Here is a 15,579-nt window from a genome sequence, read left to right on the forward strand (position 1 = left end):
CGCGCGGGTACGGGTCAGCTGCCGGCGCAGTACGACATCAGCGTGTCGTGGTTCGCCTTGAACTGGTCGTAGACCGCGTCGTCGTTGATCTTCAGGATCGTCTCGTCGTTGGAGCGCAGCGCCTGCCACGAGTAGTTGTGGCTGCCGGTCCAGACGACCTTCTCGTTGGCGACGCCCTCGTACGTGCCGTTCACCAGCAGGTACTTGGAGTGGATGCCGATGTTGGTGGTGTGCCCGGCGGGCGGGGTCTCCCAGCACTCGACGCGCCCGGTGAGCTGCCCGTACAGGATCGACTCGACGGTCTTGCCCATCGACGGGACGCCCGTGCCGCCGCCGTTAGGGTTGGCGTCGGCCGCGAGGTACACCTTGCAGCCCGCGTCCACCATCGAGGCGAGCTTGGTGGCGATCTGGTCGCGGTAGAAGAGGTTGGCCGCCATCCGCACCTCGGAGTGCTGGGTGGAGGAGCAGGTGACCTTGTCGAGGATCAGCTTGACCGTGTCGGTGGCCGGGTCCGTCGAGTAGGTGGTGCCGGACGTCTCCTTGCGGGGGAAGAAGTACGTCTTGTAGTCCGGGTCGGTCGAACTGATCGGCGTGGAGTAGTAGTTGTTGTTGCTGGTGCCCGAGGAGCCGTTGGTCACCTGGTCGTTGAAGTACGCCTGGTAGTTGGCGTAGAGACCGGCGTCGACCAGGGTGACGGCGTTGTTGAAGAGGTCGGTGCGCTGGGTGCCCGACATGTTGGCCGAGGTCTGCACGACGACGTTGTCCGCGCCTCCCGTGTGGGAGAAGAGGAAGAACTTGTTGTGGTTGATCGAGCCGTCGTCGTCGGCGTTCAGCTTGCGGTTGGCGATGCAGGCGCGGCCCTGCGGGCAGGACAGGATCCAAGACGCCTTGGTGCGGTCGGTGCCGAGCGCGGCGGCCAGGTTCTCGTACTCGCCGCCCTTGGTCAGCTCGCTGCCGTCCGGCTTGAAGTTGTGCGACTTGTAGTCGACCACGAGCTTCACGGAGACGCCGCGGTCCTTCGCGGCGATCAGCGCGGTGCGCAGGACGTCGTCGGTGAAGGTGTACATCGACATCTGGACGGTGCTGCCCGCGGGGGCGTCGTTCACCAGCGAGACGACGTAGTCGCGGATCTTGTCCTGCTCGGCGGTGGAGCCGGAGGGGTCGTTGAAGATCGCGCCGTTGGTGACGGTGACCGTGTCCGCCTCAGCCGCGCCCGGCGCGGCGAAGGCGGACATCAGGGCAACGGTCAGGCCGAGGAGCCAGGTTCTGCGGTGGCGGTGCACAGGAACTCCATATATGGCATATGCATGACAATTCGGACTCCGGGACGCCGCCCGGGTTGCCGAACGTATCATTCCGGCCGCGGGCCGTCTTGGGCTGGTCGCGCCCAAGCGGCGGAGCCGCACATGTCACCGCCCCGCGCCCCTAATCGGCGCCCCAAAGGGGCGCACTCAAGACGCGCTTCCCCAACTCCTCGACCGCAGCGGCATCCCCGACCGCCCACCCTCCGGAGTCCGCACCGCCAGGATCTGGTTGACCCCGATCCTGTTGCGCTCGAAGGACAGGGCCGAGGCGGCCATGTAGAGCCGCCAGACCCGGGCCCGGCCGGGGGTGGTCAGCCGTACCGCCCGCTCCCAGCCCGCCTCCAGATTGCGCACCCACTGACGCAGCGTCAGCCCGTAGTGCTCGCGGATGGCCTCCACGTCGCGCGCCTCGAAACCCGCGTCCTCCAGGGTCGAGAGCGTCCGCCCGAGCGGGGCCAGCTCGCCGTCGGGGAAGACGTACGCGTCGATGAACTCGTCCACGTGGTACGCCGCCTCGTCCCCCTCGGGGCGCCGGGCGATCTGGTGGTTGAGCAGCCGGCCGCCGTCCTTCAGCAGGGCGTACAGGTCGTCCGCGTACTCCCGGTAGCGCACCGAGCCGACGTGTTCGGCCATCCCGATCGAGGAGACGGCGTCGTAGGGACCGTCCCGTACGTCCCGGTAGTCCTGCACCCGGATCTCGATCCGGTCGGCCAGGCCCTCCTCGGCGACGCGCTTGCGGGCGTAGGCGGCCTGTTCGGCACTGAGCGTGACGCCGACGACCTGGGCGCCGTGGTGGCGGGCGGCGTGCAGGGCCAGCGAACCCCAGCCGCAGCCGACGTCGAGCAGCCGGTCCCCCTCCTTCAGGCCGAGCTTGCGGCAGATCAGCTCCAGCTTGTCGCGCTGGGCCTCCTCCAGGGTGGCGTCGGGGCGCTCCCAGTAGGCGCACGAGTAGACCATCGAGGGGCCGAGCACCAGCTCGTAGAAGGCATTGCCCACGTCGTAGTGGTGGCTGACGGCCCGCTTGTCGCGGCGTCTGGTGTGCAGCCGGCCGGTGCGGCGGCGCAGCTCCTCGGCGGGCGGGGCGGGCGGCGGCAGGGGGCCCGCGAGCCGCAGCAGCTCCCGGGCGGCGGCCCGCAGCCTCGGGTCGCGTACGGGATGGACCGCGTCCTTGGGGTCGCCGCCGCGGTCCCAGACCAGCCCGGCCATCAGGTCCAGGGCCCGATAGAGGTCGCCCTCGATGTCGAGCTCGCCGGCCACCCAGGCGCGCGCCAGGCCCAGTTCGCCCGGCTTCCACAGCAGTCGGCGCAGGGCGCGGCGGTGGTGCAGCACGACGACGGGGGCGCCCGGCGGGCCCGCCTCGCTGCCGTCCCAGGCGCGGATGCGGACCGGAAGGGCCTCGCCCAGGAGCTCGCGGGCGAGAGCGGTCAGCCGCGTCGCGGCGTCGGCCATGGCGCACACCTCCGTGAAGTCGACCCCCACATGCCCAGCACCCCGGACAACAGTGCCCCGGCCACCGGCTTTCCCGCTACAGCGCCACGGGCGTACATCGGCGGCGCGAGGGTGACGGCCGCGGGTGACGGCCACAGCAGACGGCCTCCGGGCGGGGCACGCACGCCGAAGGGGCCGTCCGCACCACGGATGGCGGACGGCCCCTTCGGGACGTACTCAGCAGGTGACCGAGGTCAGGAGGCCTTGGCCTTCTCCTCGACCTTGTCCTTCGCGGCCGGGGCCGGAGCGGGCTTGGCGGCCTCGTAGAACTCCTCGCGCGGCGACTCCATGGCGCCGAGCGAGACGACCTCGCGCTTCAGGAACATCGCGAGGGTCCAGTCGGCGAAGACGCGGATCTTGCGGTTCCAGGTGGGCACGGCCAGACCGTGGTAGCCACGGTGCATGTACCAGGCGAGACGGCCCTTGAGCTTGATCTTCATCTTGCCCATGACGATCATCGCGACGCCCTTGTGGAGGCCGAGGCCCGCCACCGCACCCTTGTTGGCGTGCGCGTACTCCTTCTGCGGGAAGCCCCGCATGCCGGAGACCACGTTGTCGCCGAGGACCTTGGCCTGGCGCAGCGCGTGCTGGGCGTTCGGCGGGCACCAGGCGTTCTCGACCCCGGCCTTGCGGGCGGCGAGGTCCGGGACCTGGGCGTTGTCGCCCGCGGCCCAGATGTAGTCGGTGCCCTGGACCTGGAGGGTCGGGGCGGTGTCGACGTGGCCGCGCGGGCCGAGCGGCAGGCCGAAGCGGGCCAGCGCCGGGTTGGGCTTGACGCCCGCGGTCCACACGATGGTGTTGGAGTCGACCTCGAGGCCGTTCTTCAGCACGACGTGGCCGTCGACGCAGGAGTCCATGGAGGTCGAGAGGTAGATCTCGACACCGCGGCCCTCAAGGTGCTCCTTGCCCCACTTGCCGAGCTGCGGCCCGACCTCGGGGAGGATCTTGTCGGCGGCGTCGACCAGGATGAAGCGCATGTCCTCGCGCTTCACGTTGGTGTAGTACTTGGCCGCGTCGCGGGCCATGTCCTCGACCTCGCCGATCGTCTCGGCGCCGGCGAAGCCACCACCCACGAAGACGAAGGTCAGCGCCTTGCGGCGGACGTCCTCGTCGGTCGTGGAGTCGGCCTTGTCCAGCTGCTCCAGGACGTGGTTGCGCAGTCCGATGGCCTCCTCGACGCCCTTCATGCCGATGCCCTGCTCGGCGAGGCCGGGGATCGGGAAGGTGCGGGAGACCGCGCCGAGGGCGACGACCAGGTAGTCGAAGGGCAGCTCGTAGGCCTCGCCGACGAGCGGCGCGACCGTGGCGACCTTGCGGTCCTGGTCGATGCTGGTGACACGGCCGGTGAGCACCTCGGCTCCGCGCACGACGCGTCGCAGCGGGACGACGACGTGGCGCGGGGAGATGCTGCCTGCGGCGGCTTCGGGGAGGAAGGGCTGGTACGTCATGTACGACCGCGGGTCGACGACCGTGACGGTCGCCTCGGCGTAGCGCATCTTCTTGAGAATGCGCCGTGCCGCGTACAGGCCTACGTACCCACCGCCTACGACGAGGATTCGGGGACGCTCCGTGGTGCTCATGCCATCGAGTATCCACCCCCCTGTGGACCCTCGCTCGTGCGCCCCTTCACAAGGTCCGACGGACCCTCTGCTACACTTCGCGGCCCACGTGACCCAAGTCATGGTGCACAGAGGGAACCACGGTGTAGGGGAGAAAGTTGTTCACCCCTCCTGAACTGGCCCTCACACGGTTCCGCGGGCTAGACCACCGGGCCGCGACACACGCCCGTAACATACGGTCCGCCCCTTGGATCGCGCCCCGTTGAGCCTCTGGACCTACAGAAGAGAGGCCCATGGCCCTCGATCGGGGCCAACTGACGGGTTTTCCTTGTGAAGAACTTCACGAACTTTCTTGCGGAGGGTGGCCCGGAGGGCCCTTCCCAGGCCCTCCGGGACCCCTTTCACGCGATCGACCAGGCGATTCCGTCGAGGATGTCGTGCTCGCTGACCACGACCTCGTCCGCGCCCGTGCGCTCCATGACCGCCAGCAGGACCAGCGCGCCCGCCGCGATCACGTCGATCCGGCCCGGGTGCAGCACCGGGATCGCCGTGCGCTCCTCGTGGGTCGAGGCGAGCAGGCGCTCGGTGACCGCGCGGACCTGCTCGTAGGAGATACGGGAGTGGTGGATCGCCGCCGAGTCGTACGCCTTCAGATCGAGCGCGATCGCGGCGACCGTGGTCACCGAACCGGCCAGGCCCACCAGCGTGCGGGGCTCGCGCAGCGGGACCGTCCGCTCGGCGAGGTCGAGGGCGCTCTCGACGTCCGCCCTTATCGCCGCGATCTGCTCGGGCGTCGCCGGGTCGCCGGGGTGGTGGCGCTCGGTCATCCGGACGCAGCCGACGTCCACGGACCGGGCCGCGCGCACGTGCCGGGAGCCGACCACGAACTCGGTGGAGCCGCCGCCGATGTCGACCACCAGGTAGTCGCCGTCGGCGTGGAGCTCCTTGGTGGCGCCGGTGAAGGAGAACTCGGCCTCCTGGTCGCCGGTGATCACCTCGGGCTCGACGCCCAGGATGTCCAGGACGCCCCGGACGAACTCGTCGCGGTTCTCCGCGTCGCGGGAGGCGGAGGTGGCGACGAAGCGCAGCCGCTCGGCGCCGAACTCCTTGATGACCGCGGCGTACTCGCGGCAGGCCGCGAAGGTGCGCTCCAGGGCCTCGGGGGCGAGGCGGCCGGTGCGGTCGACGCCCTGGCCCAGGCGCACGATCGTCATACGGCGGTCCAGGTCGACCAGTTCGCCCGTCGCCGGGTCGCAGTCGGCGACCAGGAGGCGGATCGAGTTCGTACCGCAGTCGATGGCGGCGACGCGGGTCACTTGGCGTCCTCCCCCGGCGCGCAGGGCGTCACGCACGGGCCCTTCGCCCACCACTCGGGCAGCATCGCGATCGCCTCGTCGCCCAGCGGGTTCACCCCGGGCCCGGCCGCCAGCGAGTGGCCGACGAGCACGTGCAGGCACTTCACGCGGTCCGGCATGCCGCCCGCGCTCGGGAAGCCCTCCAGGACCTCGATGGCGTCGCGGCGGGCGATGTAGTCCTCGTGGGCGGCGCGGTAGGCCGCGGCCAGCTCGGGGTCGGTCGCCAGACGCTCCGTCATCTCCTTCATGACGCCGTTGGCCTCAAGCGTGCCGATCGCCGACGCGGCCCGCGGGCAGCTCAGGTAGTACGTCGTCGGGAACGGCGTGCCGTCGGGCAGCCGGGGGGCCGTCTCGACCACGTCCGGGTTGCCGCACGGGCAGCGGTGCGCGATCGCGCGCAGTCCGCGCGGCGGACGGCCCAGCTGCTCCTGGAAGGCGGCGATGTCCGCGGCGGTCGGCTCGGTGTGGGGAGTCTGGGGCGGGGGCGTTTCCATCGCGGTGTCTGTCTCAGTCTCTGTCTGTCTGGATCTGTCGCTGGCTGGATCTGTCGCTGACCGGCACGTCGTCAGTCGCCGGGGCGGTCGGTCTTGTCCACGCCGTCCCAGAGGTTCTGGTGCCAGGGGCGGCCGGTGGCGGCCTTGCCGTCGCGGCGGCCCTTGCCGGCCGACGGGTCGGTCACGGTGTAGCCGGTCTCGCCCGGAAACTGCATGTGCAGATGCTCACGGGCCAGCCGCTTGATGTACGCGTCGTCCTGGAGCCGCGCCTTCTCGTCGCGCAGCCGCTCGACCTGCGCGGCCGCGTCGTGCTCCTTGCGGCGCTGCTCGGCGATGTCGCCGCGCTGCGACACGTACTGGCGCATCGGGTACGCGAGGGCCACCACCAGCGAGCACATCACCAGGGCGAGCAGGGCGGCGCGCCCGGTGAGCCGGGAGCGGCGCGCCTGGCGCTTGTTCTGGGAGCGGTAGACCCGGGCCGCGGTCTGCTCGCCGAGCACCTTGAGCCGGGCCGCGGTGGAGAACCGGTCCCGGTTGCCCTTGGCCATGTCGCCCCGCTCCCCTCACGTACGTACAACGTCCCCGGACACGGTACGGGACCGGGGCCGGGGACGTACGTACGACAGGGCGGTCTGCCCATGTCAGGACTGCTCAGCCGGTCAGTCGGCCGCTGGTCAGCCCTTGAAGCGCGGGAAGGCGCTGCGGCCCGCGTACACCGCGGCGTCGTCGAGGATCTCCTCGATGCGCAGCAGCTGGTTGTACTTGGCGACGCGGTCCGAGCGGGCCGGGGCGCCGGTCTTGATCTGGCCGCAGTTCACCGCGACGGCGAGGTCGGCGATGGTGACGTCCTCGGTCTCGCCGGAGCGGTGGGACATCATGCACTTGAAGCCGTTGCGCTGGGCCATCTCGACGGCGTCCAGGGTCTCGGTCAGCGAACCGATCTGGTTGACCTTCACGAGCAGGGCGTTGGCGGAGCCCTCCTCGATGCCGCGGGCCAGGCGCTCCGGGTTGGTGACGAAGAGGTCGTCGCCGACGATCTGGACGCGGGCGCCCAGCTTGTCGGTGATGACCTTCCAGCCCGCCCAGTCGTCCTCGAACAGCGGGTCCTCGATGGACACCAGCGGGTAGGCGTCGACCAGGCCCTCGTAGTACTCGGTCATCTCGGCGGCCGAGCGGGACTGGCCCTCGAACTCGTACTTGCCGTCCTTGTAGAACTCGGACGCGGCGACGTCGAGCGCGAGCGCGATGTCCTTGCCCGGGGCGTAACCGGCCTCCTTGATGGCCTCGAGAATGAGGTCGAGGGCGGCGCGGTTGGACTCCAGGTTCGGGGCGAAGCCGCCCTCGTCGCCGAGGCCGGTGGACAGGCCCTTGCGCTTCAGGACGGCCTTGAGGGTGTGGTAGACCTCGGCACCCCAGCGCAGCGCCTCGGAGAAGGACTCCGCGCCGATCGGGGCGATCATGAACTCCTGGATGTCGACGTTGGAGTCGGCGTGCGACCCACCGTTGAGGATGTTCATCATCGGAACGGGCAGCAGGTGCGCGTTCGGGCCGCCCAGGTAGCGGAACAGCGGCAGGTCGCTGGCCTCGGAGGCGGCGTGGGCGACGGCGAGCGAGACGCCGAGGATGGCGTTGGCGCCGAGCGAGCCCTTGTTGTCCGTGGCGTCCAGGTCGAACATCGCCTGGTCGATCAGGCGCTGCTCGGTGGCGTCGTAGCCGACGAGCTCCGGGCCGATCTGCTCGATCACGGCGAGGACGGCCTTCTCGACGCCCTTGCCCATGTAACGGCTGGGGTCGCCGTCACGGAGCTCAATGGCCTCGAAGGCACCGGTGGAGGCACCCGAGGGGACGGCGGCACGGCCGGTGCTGCCGTCGTCGAGGCCGACCTCGACCTCGACCGTGGGGTTGCCTCGGGAGTCCAGGATTTCCCGGGCTACGACGACGTCGATGGACGGCACGAGCATCTCCTTCTGGGATGTGACGCGAATACGCCGGGCCGCGTGGTCCGGCACCCCTGAGCCTAACCGCCTCCGAGGCATCGGCCAGCCGACCGACCGGCCCGTGGGACGAAACGGGGGGCAAAATGTTCCCGAACAAAACAATCCCCCTGGCGGGGGTGGGGGCGGGACGGGTTCAGCTTTCAGCTGAGCGGGCCTCGCGGGGCGGGGGCGTGGATCGCCTGCGGGCCGCCTGTGGCTGGTCGCGCAGTTCCCCGCGCCCCTTGAATGCGCCCCTGCGGGGCGCCCTGTAGGGGCGCGGGGAACTGCGCGCTCAGCCGTCGATCACCCGCAGCCGCGAAGCGAGGGGCCCGCCCCGGACCGGGCGATCAAGGGGCGCGGGGAACTGCGCGCTCAGCCACCCACAGCCCGCAGCCGCGAAACTTAGCCCCGCACCCCGGCATCGCGCCTAGCGCAGGTGGAGCTGCTGGCCCACGTAGATCAGGTTCGCGTCCTTCACGACGTCCTTGTTCAGCTCGAACAGCTTCTGCCAGCCGCCCTTCACACCGTGGGCCGCGGCGATCGAGCCGAGCGTGTCGCCGGAGACGACCTTGTACTCGCCGTCGCCGGTCTTGACCGGCGACGGGCGGGACTCGCCGCGCGAGGCAGGCGCGGACTCGCGCTTCGGGGCCGGGGCGGCCTTGGGCGCGGCCTTGGGCGCCGCCTTCTTCGGGGCGGCGGCGGAGCCGGACGTGTCCACGTCCGGGGACGAGCCACCGGCCGTCAGGTTGCCCGCACCGGCGCAGGACCAGGCACCCGGCCCCTGCATGGCGAGCAGCTTCTCGGCGGTGGCGATCTGCTGGCCCTTGGTGGCCAGGTCGGCGCGGGAGGCGTACTGCGTGCCGCCCGCCGCGGCCCAGGAGGACTGCGAGAACTGGAGGCCGCCGTAGTAGCCGTTGCCGGTGTTGATGGACCAGTTGCCGCCGGACTCGCACTGGGCGACCGCGTCCCAGGTGGAGACCGAGGCGGCGGAGGCGGAGCCCGCGGCCATCAGCGGGGCGGCGACGGCCGCGCCGGTGACACCGGCGAGCGTGGCGACGCGGACGGCCTTGGACGGGCGGCGGTGCTTGCCCTTGCCGGAAAGCAGCATGGAGTTCTCCTCACCGACGCCTGCGAGGTGAGCTGTCGGGTTCGGGCGAGTGAGTGGCCCGGCCGCGCCCCGGAAGGCGCGTCTTCACCCCAAGCCGGTCCCCTGGGCCGTCTCGTACGTCTCGCCGCGTGGCGTACGTCCCTCAACGGCCGGGCCCGGCGCTTACCTTGGGTCCCCCGCTCCTGCCTACGGCGCATCGAGCGTCGACTGTTCCCCACGACCGACGGCAGGATTCGGCGTTTCCGGTCGGAGGGGCCCGTGGTGACGAGCGCTCCGACCGTAAACACACCAACCCCTGATGTTCAAAGGGGCACATCGGGGAGAAATCGCCCCCCGCACCCCTTCCAGAACACCCGTTTCCGCAGGTCGGGGGCGTATCGCCCGTACCGGACCGACGGGACACGCCAGTTGACGGAAAGAGACCCATGTCTCACTTGCACAGAAGTGGACATAGGCCCCTGAACTACCCCTTGGCCGGGGCCGGGTTGTCCGTCTTTGTCGGGTTCTCGTTGGGGCTCAGATCCAGGCTCTGACCGGGCAGGATGAGGTTCGGGTCGGTGCCGATCGTCTTCTCGTTCGCCTTGTAGAGCGCGGACCAGCCGCCCTCGACCTTGTGCGAGCGCGAGATGTCCCACAGGTTGTCGCCGGGGCGGACGGTGTAGTCGCCGCCCCCGGTGAGCACGTCGCCCGACTCGCGTGAGTCGGCGTCACCTCGCGAGGCGTGCCGCCCCGATTCATGCGTGCTGTCCGTATTGCCCGGCTCGGTCGTCGCGGGGGTGCCGCCCTCGGCCGGGTCCGGCGTGCCGCGGTGCTTGCCGCCGGAGGCGGAGTCCGTGGAGCCGGTGGCGGGGTCGCTGGGCGTGGTGGACCCGGGCTCGCCGCTCGTGCCCGTGGACGGCTTGGACGGCGTCGTGGAGGGCTTGGGCGCGGTGGAGACCGAGCCGGACGGCTTGGTGGGCGCCGGAGCCGTCTTGGCGGGCGCGGACGGGGTGGCGGCGTCGGGGGTCGCGGCCCCCTCCTCCGAGGGGACGTACGGCGAGGGCGTGGCGCCCGGGTCGACGGCCGGGGCGCCGGCGCCGGAGGTGAGTCCGGAGACCGCCGAGCAGCTCGTGAAGGCCTTGGGGCCCTTCGCGGCGAGCACCTTCTCGGCGATGGCTATCTGCTGCGAGCGGCTGGCCAGGTCGGGCCGCTCGGCGTACGACGTACCGCCGTAGGCCTGCCAGGTCTCCTGCGAGAGCTGGAGCCCGCCGTACAGTCCGTTGCCGAAGTCGGCGCTCCACGCGCCGCCGCTCTCGCACTCCGCGACGCGGTCCCACGTGGTCGCCGAGGCGGCGTTCGCGCCGCTCGCCGCGAAGAGCGGAAGGGCGAGGGCCGAGCCGGTCACCCCCGCCGCGACGACGAGTGCGGGAGCCTGGCGGGGTCGGCGGTGCCGTCCGTTCCCGGAGCGCATGCTGTGGCCTTCCGTGTGACTACGTCTGTGACTGACGAGCCGGGTGTGGAACCCGGTTCCCGAGTCGAGGGGTGAACGTAGCCGTACTCGAACGCTTGTCACAAGTCGATGCACCCGCGATAACGCCAAAGTCACAGTTTTGACGGACCGTCAGTTCCAGCCGGCGTGAACTCGACCGGAAGCGTGCGCAGTCCGCGCATGATGAGCCCGCCGCGCCAGCGCAAATCGGCAGGATCCGCCCCGAGCCGCAGGTCAGGAAGGCGGCGCAACAGGGTCGCCAGCGCGGTCCTCGCCTCCAGCCGGGCGAGCGGGGCGCCCAGGCAGTAGTGGATGCCGTGGCCGTAGCCGAGGTGCTGGTTGTCGCGGCGGCCGAGGTCGAGCACGTCCGGGTCGGGGAACCGGCCGGGGTCGCGGTCGGCGGAGGCGAGGACGACGAGGACCGGGTCGCCGGCGGCGATGTCCTGCCCCCCGATCGTCAGCGGCCTGGTGGCGAACCGCCAGGTGGCGAGCTCCACGGGCCCGTCGTAGCGCAGCAGTTCCTCGACGCCGGTGTCCAGCAGGTCCGACTCCCCGGCCGCGAGCGAGGCCTGGAGCCGCTCGCGCTGGTCCGGGTTGCGCAGCAGCGCGTACACCCCGTTGCCGATGAGGTTCACGGTCGTCTCGAAACCGGCGAACAGGAGGATGAAGGCCATCGCGGCGGCCTCGTTCTCCGTGAGGTGCTCGCCGTGGTCGCTGGCGCGGATGAGTCCCGAGATAAGGTCCTCGCCCGGGTTCTCCCTTTTGCGGTGGATGAGTTCGAGCAGATACCCGCGCATCTTCTTGACCGAGCGGGCCACGCCGCCGCGCGGGCCGCCGCCGTGCCGGATCATCATCCCGGCCCAGTCGCGGAAGTCGTCCTGGTCCTCGCGCGGCACGCCCAGCAGGTCGCAGATGGCGTAGATGGGCAGCGGGAAGGCGAACTCGTGGATGAGGTCGGCCTCGCCGCGCCCGGCGAACCCGTCGATGAGCCGGTCGGTCAACTCCTGCACCCGGGGCGCGAATTCGGCGACGGTACGGGGAGTGAACGCCTTCGACACCAGCCGCCGCAGCCGGGTGTGGTCCGGCGGGTCGATGTTGAGCAGATGCGTCATCAGATCGGCCTTGCGCTCGCCCGGGATGCCGGTCTTGCCCTTGGCGTGCGCGGGCTCGTCGTGGTGCGCGGGGTTCTTGGAGAGCCGCTGGTCGGCGAGCGCCTGCTTGGCGTCCGCGTACCGTGTCACGAGCCACGCCTCGACGCCGCTGGGCAGCTTGGTCCAGTGCACGGGCGAGTGCTCCCGCAGCCAGCCGTAGGCGGGGTACGGGTCGGTGGCGAACTCCCAGGTGAACATCTCCGGGGCCGGGGCCTCGCCGGCCGGGCGGGAGCCGGACACGGGGCACCCCGAGCCGGGCGGGGTCTGCGGGTGCGGGCTCTCGTCGGGGCCCTGCGGGGCGGGGGCGGGCACAGCCGTCAGCTCTTCTCCGCCGTACGGATCGCGTCCCGGTACGCGCGGGCCGCCGCCCGCAGCGCCGCCTCCGGGTCCGTGCCGTCGGCCTCCGCCGCGGCCGCGAGGGCGAGCAGACGGTAGCCGACGCCCTCGCCGGACGGCAGGGGGACGTCCAGGGAGGCGGTACGGGCGCGGGAGGCGAGCTTGGCCGCCAGGGCCAGGGCGGGCTGGCCGAGCGGGATGCCCTCGGTCACCGAGTCGCGCTGCTTCTCGGCGGCCTTCTGCCGCAGCCAGTGCTCCTTGACCTCCGCCGGCGTCTCGGCGCTCTCGTCGCCGAAGACGTGCGGGTGGCGGTGGATCAGCTTCTCCACGATCGTCCCGGCCACGTCGTCCACCGAGAACGGCTCCTCGGGGTCTTCCTCCGCGATCCGGGCGTGGAAGACCACCTGGAGGAGCACGTCGCCGAGCTCCTCGCGCAGCTCGTCGCGGTCGCCCTCCTCCACCGCCTCGACCAGCTCGTACGCCTCCTCAAGGGCGTACTTCGCCAGCCCCTTGTGGGTCTGCTGGGACGACCACGGGCACTCGCGCCGGATCCGGTCCATGACCTGGACGAGGTCGAGCAGCCGGGCGCCCGGCAGGTCGTACGAGCCCGGCAGCAGCTCCAGGTCGGGCATGGCGACCCTGCCCGAGCCCGCGAGCCGGGCGAGCCCGTCGGTGAGCCGCCGGTCGCCCTCGCCGGAGGGGAGGACGACCACCGTACGGCCGCCGGCGCACGCCTCGACCAGCTCCCGCGCCTCCGGGTCCGCGATCTCGACCTCGACGCCCGCCTCGCGCAGATACGGCAGCTGCGGGTGCCCGGGGTCGGCGCACAGCACCTGGTCGGCGGCGCGCAGCGTCTGCCACGCGGGCCAGGACAGCAGTCCGGGCGCCACCCGGTGGCTGGCGGTGAGCAGGACGACGCGGCCGGGTTCTTCGAGAGTCACCTCCCGAACCTACCCCGAGCGGTCACCCGGTGACCGCGTCCCCTTCCTGGGGCCCGTTCTTGGTGACCTGGGCGATCCACGGCGTCTTGGTGTCGGCGAGCTGGATCGCCTTGTCGTCCCACGTCCCGTACCGCGGATTGACGTCGATCTTCAGCTTCTTCGACGCCTCGGTGAGCGTCCTGGTGACGGACGCCTGGCCCTGCGGGGTGGACAGGTCGGCGCCGGTCGCGGCGGCCAGCGCGGTCAGCTGGACCTGCTCGCGCACCGCGTCGTCGATCTGGCCCGGGGCGACGCCGCGCTGCTGGAGGAGCATGTCCGCGAACGCCTTCTCGCCGCCTGCCTGCTGGGCCATCGCGGCCCGGGCGTCCTGGAGCTGCTTGCGGGTGACGCTGACCCCGGCGTCGGCGGCGGCCCGGTCGAGGACCCGGTCGAAGATCAGGCCGTGCAGTTTGGCGCGGCTGAGCTGGCCGGTGTTCTTGATCAGCTGGGCGGCCTGCGGCGAGGCCTGCTGCGCCGTACGGACGTCCTTGACCTGGGACTGGAGCGCGGAGACCGGGATCCGGTCGCCGCCGACGACGGCCGCGGCGCCCGGGTGGGCCTCGCTGCCGCAGGCGGTCAGGAGTGGGCCCGCGCCGAGAAGCGCGACACAGAGGGCGAGTGCGGTGCGACGGCGGCGGTGCAAAGGAGCCTCCCGGCGGATCGTGCGACAGTGCAGCGACCTGATGACCTTGCGGTGATCGATGTTAGGGCCTGTCCGGCGGCTCTGGTTGGCTTTCAGCCCCGAGGGCCTCTTCGGTGCTGGTGAGCGGTGGTCCGGTGCGTCCAGCTGCAAGGCGGAGGAGGGCGTCGACGCGGAGCGTCGGCAACCGACGACAACGCCGCAGATGGGCGTGCCGGACCACCGCGTGCCGACCAGAGCCGCCGGACAGGCCCTAGGCAGTCTCAGTGGCGTGGGCCACTGATTCGCCCAACGATTCGGCCGTACCCGGGGTCTCGGGCCGCAGCATGATCGTCCGGGAGAGGACGAAGGTGACCGGAATGGCCGTCGCGGCGGCGATCAGCGGGGCCCAGGTGCTGCTGAGGCCGAGCAGGTCCACCAGGACGTACATCCCGGTCGTGGTGATCACGAAGTTGGCCGCGTTGGTGAGCGGGAAGAGCAGGAACTTCCGCCAGGTGGGCCGGGTGCGGTAGGTGAAGTACGAGGTGAGGAAGAACGAGCCGACCATGGCCAGCAGGAAGGCCGTGATGTGGGCGACGACGTACGGCACCCAGGGCAGGAAGAGCAGATAGAGGCCGTAGTACGTGCCCGTGTTCACCACCCCCACCAGGGCGAACCGGACGATCTGGGCGGCGGTTCCCGGCTTCATCGGCGGGCGAACTCCCGGTCGGTGCTGTCGCGGTCCGTGCTCCCGCCGCCGGTGGTCGCGCGGCCCGGCTGGCGCGGCACGCCGCCGGTTTCCTGGCCGGAAACGTTCGTCGACTGCACCAGGAAGTGCGGACGGCGCTTGACCTCGTAATAGATACGGCCGACGTATTCGCCGACCACGCCCAGCATCACCATCTGCACTCCGGCCAGCGCGGTGACCACGACGAGCAGGGTGACATATCCGGGGGTGTCCACGCCGTTCACCATGGCGACACCGACGATCCACGCGGAATACGCCGTGGCGATCCCGAGCAGCAGCATGCCCAGATAGACGGCGGCCCGCAGTGGCTTGTTGTTGAACGAGATGACCCCGTCCAGGCCGTAGTTCAGCAGTTTTCCGAACGTCCAGGCGGAACGTCCCTGTTCACGGACCGCATTCTCGTAACCGAACGTGGCGGTGGGGAATCCGACCCAGGCGAAGAGCCCCTTGGAGAAGCGGTTGTACTCGGTGAGTTCGAGTACCGCGTCGACCGTCCTGCGCGAGAGCATGCGGAAGTCTCCCACGCCGTCGACCAGTTCCACATCGACCAGGCGGTTGATCAGGCGGTAGTACAGGCGCGCGGTGAGGGTGCGCGTGACGCGGTCGCCCTTGCGGGTGCGCTGGGCGATCACCTGGTCGTGGCCCTGGGCGTGCAGGTCCATCATGCGGCCGATGAGCTCCGGCGGGTGCTGGAGGTCGGCGTCCATGATCACCACGGCGTCCCCGGCGGCGTGCCGCAGCCCGGCGAGCATCGCCGCCTCCTTGCCGAAGTTGCGGCTGAAGGAGACGTAGCGGGCGCGCGGATCGCGGGCGGCGATCTCCTGGAGCAGCGGGAACGTGCGGTCCTTGCTGCCGTCGTCGACATAGAGGAGTTCGAATTCCGCGTCGAGCCGGGAGATTTCCTTGGTCACCTGATCATGGAAGCGGCCGATGATCTCCTCTTCGTTGAAGCAGGGCACGACAATCGAGATGAGCACGGTTCTCCCCCGTCGA

14 protein-coding genes and 1 riboswitch are annotated in these 15,579 nt (G+C 70.9%); all 14 genes read right to left on the reverse strand.

The features are described from left to right. Window positions 1–14: 14 nt before the first annotated feature. The 14 genes from BX283_RS18265 to BX283_RS18335 all read right to left on the reverse strand — a co-directional run bounded on the left by BX283_RS18265 (window position 15) and on the right by BX283_RS18335 (window position 15,563). Complete coding sequence (locus BX283_RS18265; RefSeq protein ID WP_257583070.1) at window positions 15–1,283, reverse strand: phosphatidylserine/phosphatidylglycerophosphate/cardiolipin synthase family protein; 1,269 nt, start codon at window positions 1,281–1,283, stop codon at window positions 15–17. A gap of 168 nt (window positions 1,284–1,451) precedes the next feature. After that, entirely contained in the window at window positions 1,452–2,753 is a 1,302-nt protein-coding gene (locus BX283_RS18270) for a cyclopropane-fatty-acyl-phospholipid synthase family protein (RefSeq protein ID WP_101392433.1), read from the reverse strand. A 233-nt stretch (window positions 2,754–2,986) separates the two neighbouring features. Continuing rightward, entirely contained in the window at window positions 2,987–4,372 is a 1,386-nt protein-coding gene (locus tag BX283_RS18275) for an NAD(P)/FAD-dependent oxidoreductase (RefSeq protein WP_101388644.1), read from the reverse strand. A 380-nt stretch (window positions 4,373–4,752) separates the two neighbouring features. Beyond that, the gene (locus BX283_RS18280) at window positions 4,753–5,667 is read right to left on the reverse strand and encodes a Ppx/GppA phosphatase family protein (RefSeq protein ID WP_101388645.1); all 915 of its coding nucleotides are present in this window, start codon (window positions 5,665–5,667) and stop codon (window positions 4,753–4,755) included. Beyond that, on the reverse strand, window positions 5,664–6,200 hold the full coding sequence (locus BX283_RS18285) for a DUF501 domain-containing protein (protein WP_101388646.1): 537 nt from the start codon (window positions 6,198–6,200) through the stop codon (window positions 5,664–5,666). The genes BX283_RS18280 and BX283_RS18285 overlap by 4 nt, the downstream gene beginning before the upstream one ends. Before the next feature lie 71 nt (window positions 6,201–6,271). Next, window positions 6,272–6,748, reverse strand: a complete 477-nt coding sequence (locus tag BX283_RS18290) for a septum formation initiator family protein (RefSeq protein ID WP_101388647.1) — start codon at window positions 6,746–6,748, stop codon at window positions 6,272–6,274. 126 nt (window positions 6,749–6,874) lie between these two features. Then, window positions 6,875–8,161, reverse strand: coding sequence for a phosphopyruvate hydratase (gene eno / locus BX283_RS18295; RefSeq protein ID WP_101388648.1), 1,287 nt, complete (start codon window positions 8,159–8,161; stop codon window positions 6,875–6,877). Between the two features lie 442 nt (window positions 8,162–8,603). Continuing rightward, entirely contained in the window at window positions 8,604–9,284 is a 681-nt protein-coding gene (locus BX283_RS18300) for a transglycosylase family protein (RefSeq protein ID WP_101388649.1), read from the reverse strand. A gap of 2 nt (window positions 9,285–9,286) precedes the next feature. Beyond that, window positions 9,287–9,533: riboswitch (cyclic di-AMP (ydaO/yuaA leader) on the reverse strand. A 214-nt stretch (window positions 9,534–9,747) separates the two neighbouring features. Further along, a complete protein-coding gene (locus tag BX283_RS18305) occupies window positions 9,748–10,734 on the reverse strand; it encodes a transglycosylase family protein (RefSeq protein ID WP_101388650.1) in 987 nt (328 codons plus the stop codon). Window positions 10,735–10,865: 131 nt separating this feature from the next. Then, a complete protein-coding gene (locus tag BX283_RS18310) occupies window positions 10,866–12,101 on the reverse strand; it encodes a cytochrome P450 (protein WP_101392434.1) in 1,236 nt (411 codons plus the stop codon). A 119-nt stretch (window positions 12,102–12,220) separates the two neighbouring features. After that, complete coding sequence (locus tag BX283_RS18315) at window positions 12,221–13,180, reverse strand: nucleoside triphosphate pyrophosphohydrolase (RefSeq protein WP_101388651.1); 960 nt, start codon at window positions 13,178–13,180, stop codon at window positions 12,221–12,223. Between the two features lie 22 nt (window positions 13,181–13,202). Further along, window positions 13,203–13,862, reverse strand: coding sequence for a SurA N-terminal domain-containing protein (locus BX283_RS18320; RefSeq protein ID WP_101388652.1), 660 nt, complete (start codon window positions 13,860–13,862; stop codon window positions 13,203–13,205). Between the two features lie 250 nt (window positions 13,863–14,112). Further along, window positions 14,113–14,547, reverse strand: a complete 435-nt coding sequence (locus BX283_RS18330) for a GtrA family protein (RefSeq protein ID WP_101388654.1) — start codon at window positions 14,545–14,547, stop codon at window positions 14,113–14,115. Beyond that, entirely contained in the window at window positions 14,544–15,563 is a 1,020-nt protein-coding gene (locus BX283_RS18335) for a glycosyltransferase family 2 protein (RefSeq protein WP_101388655.1), read from the reverse strand. The genes BX283_RS18330 and BX283_RS18335 overlap by 4 nt, the downstream gene beginning before the upstream one ends. Between the last annotated feature and the right edge of the window lie 16 nt (window positions 15,564–15,579).

It is taken from the genome of Streptomyces sp. TLI_146 (assembly GCF_002846415.1).
Lineage (GTDB): Bacteria > Actinomycetota > Actinomycetes > Streptomycetales > Streptomycetaceae > Streptomyces.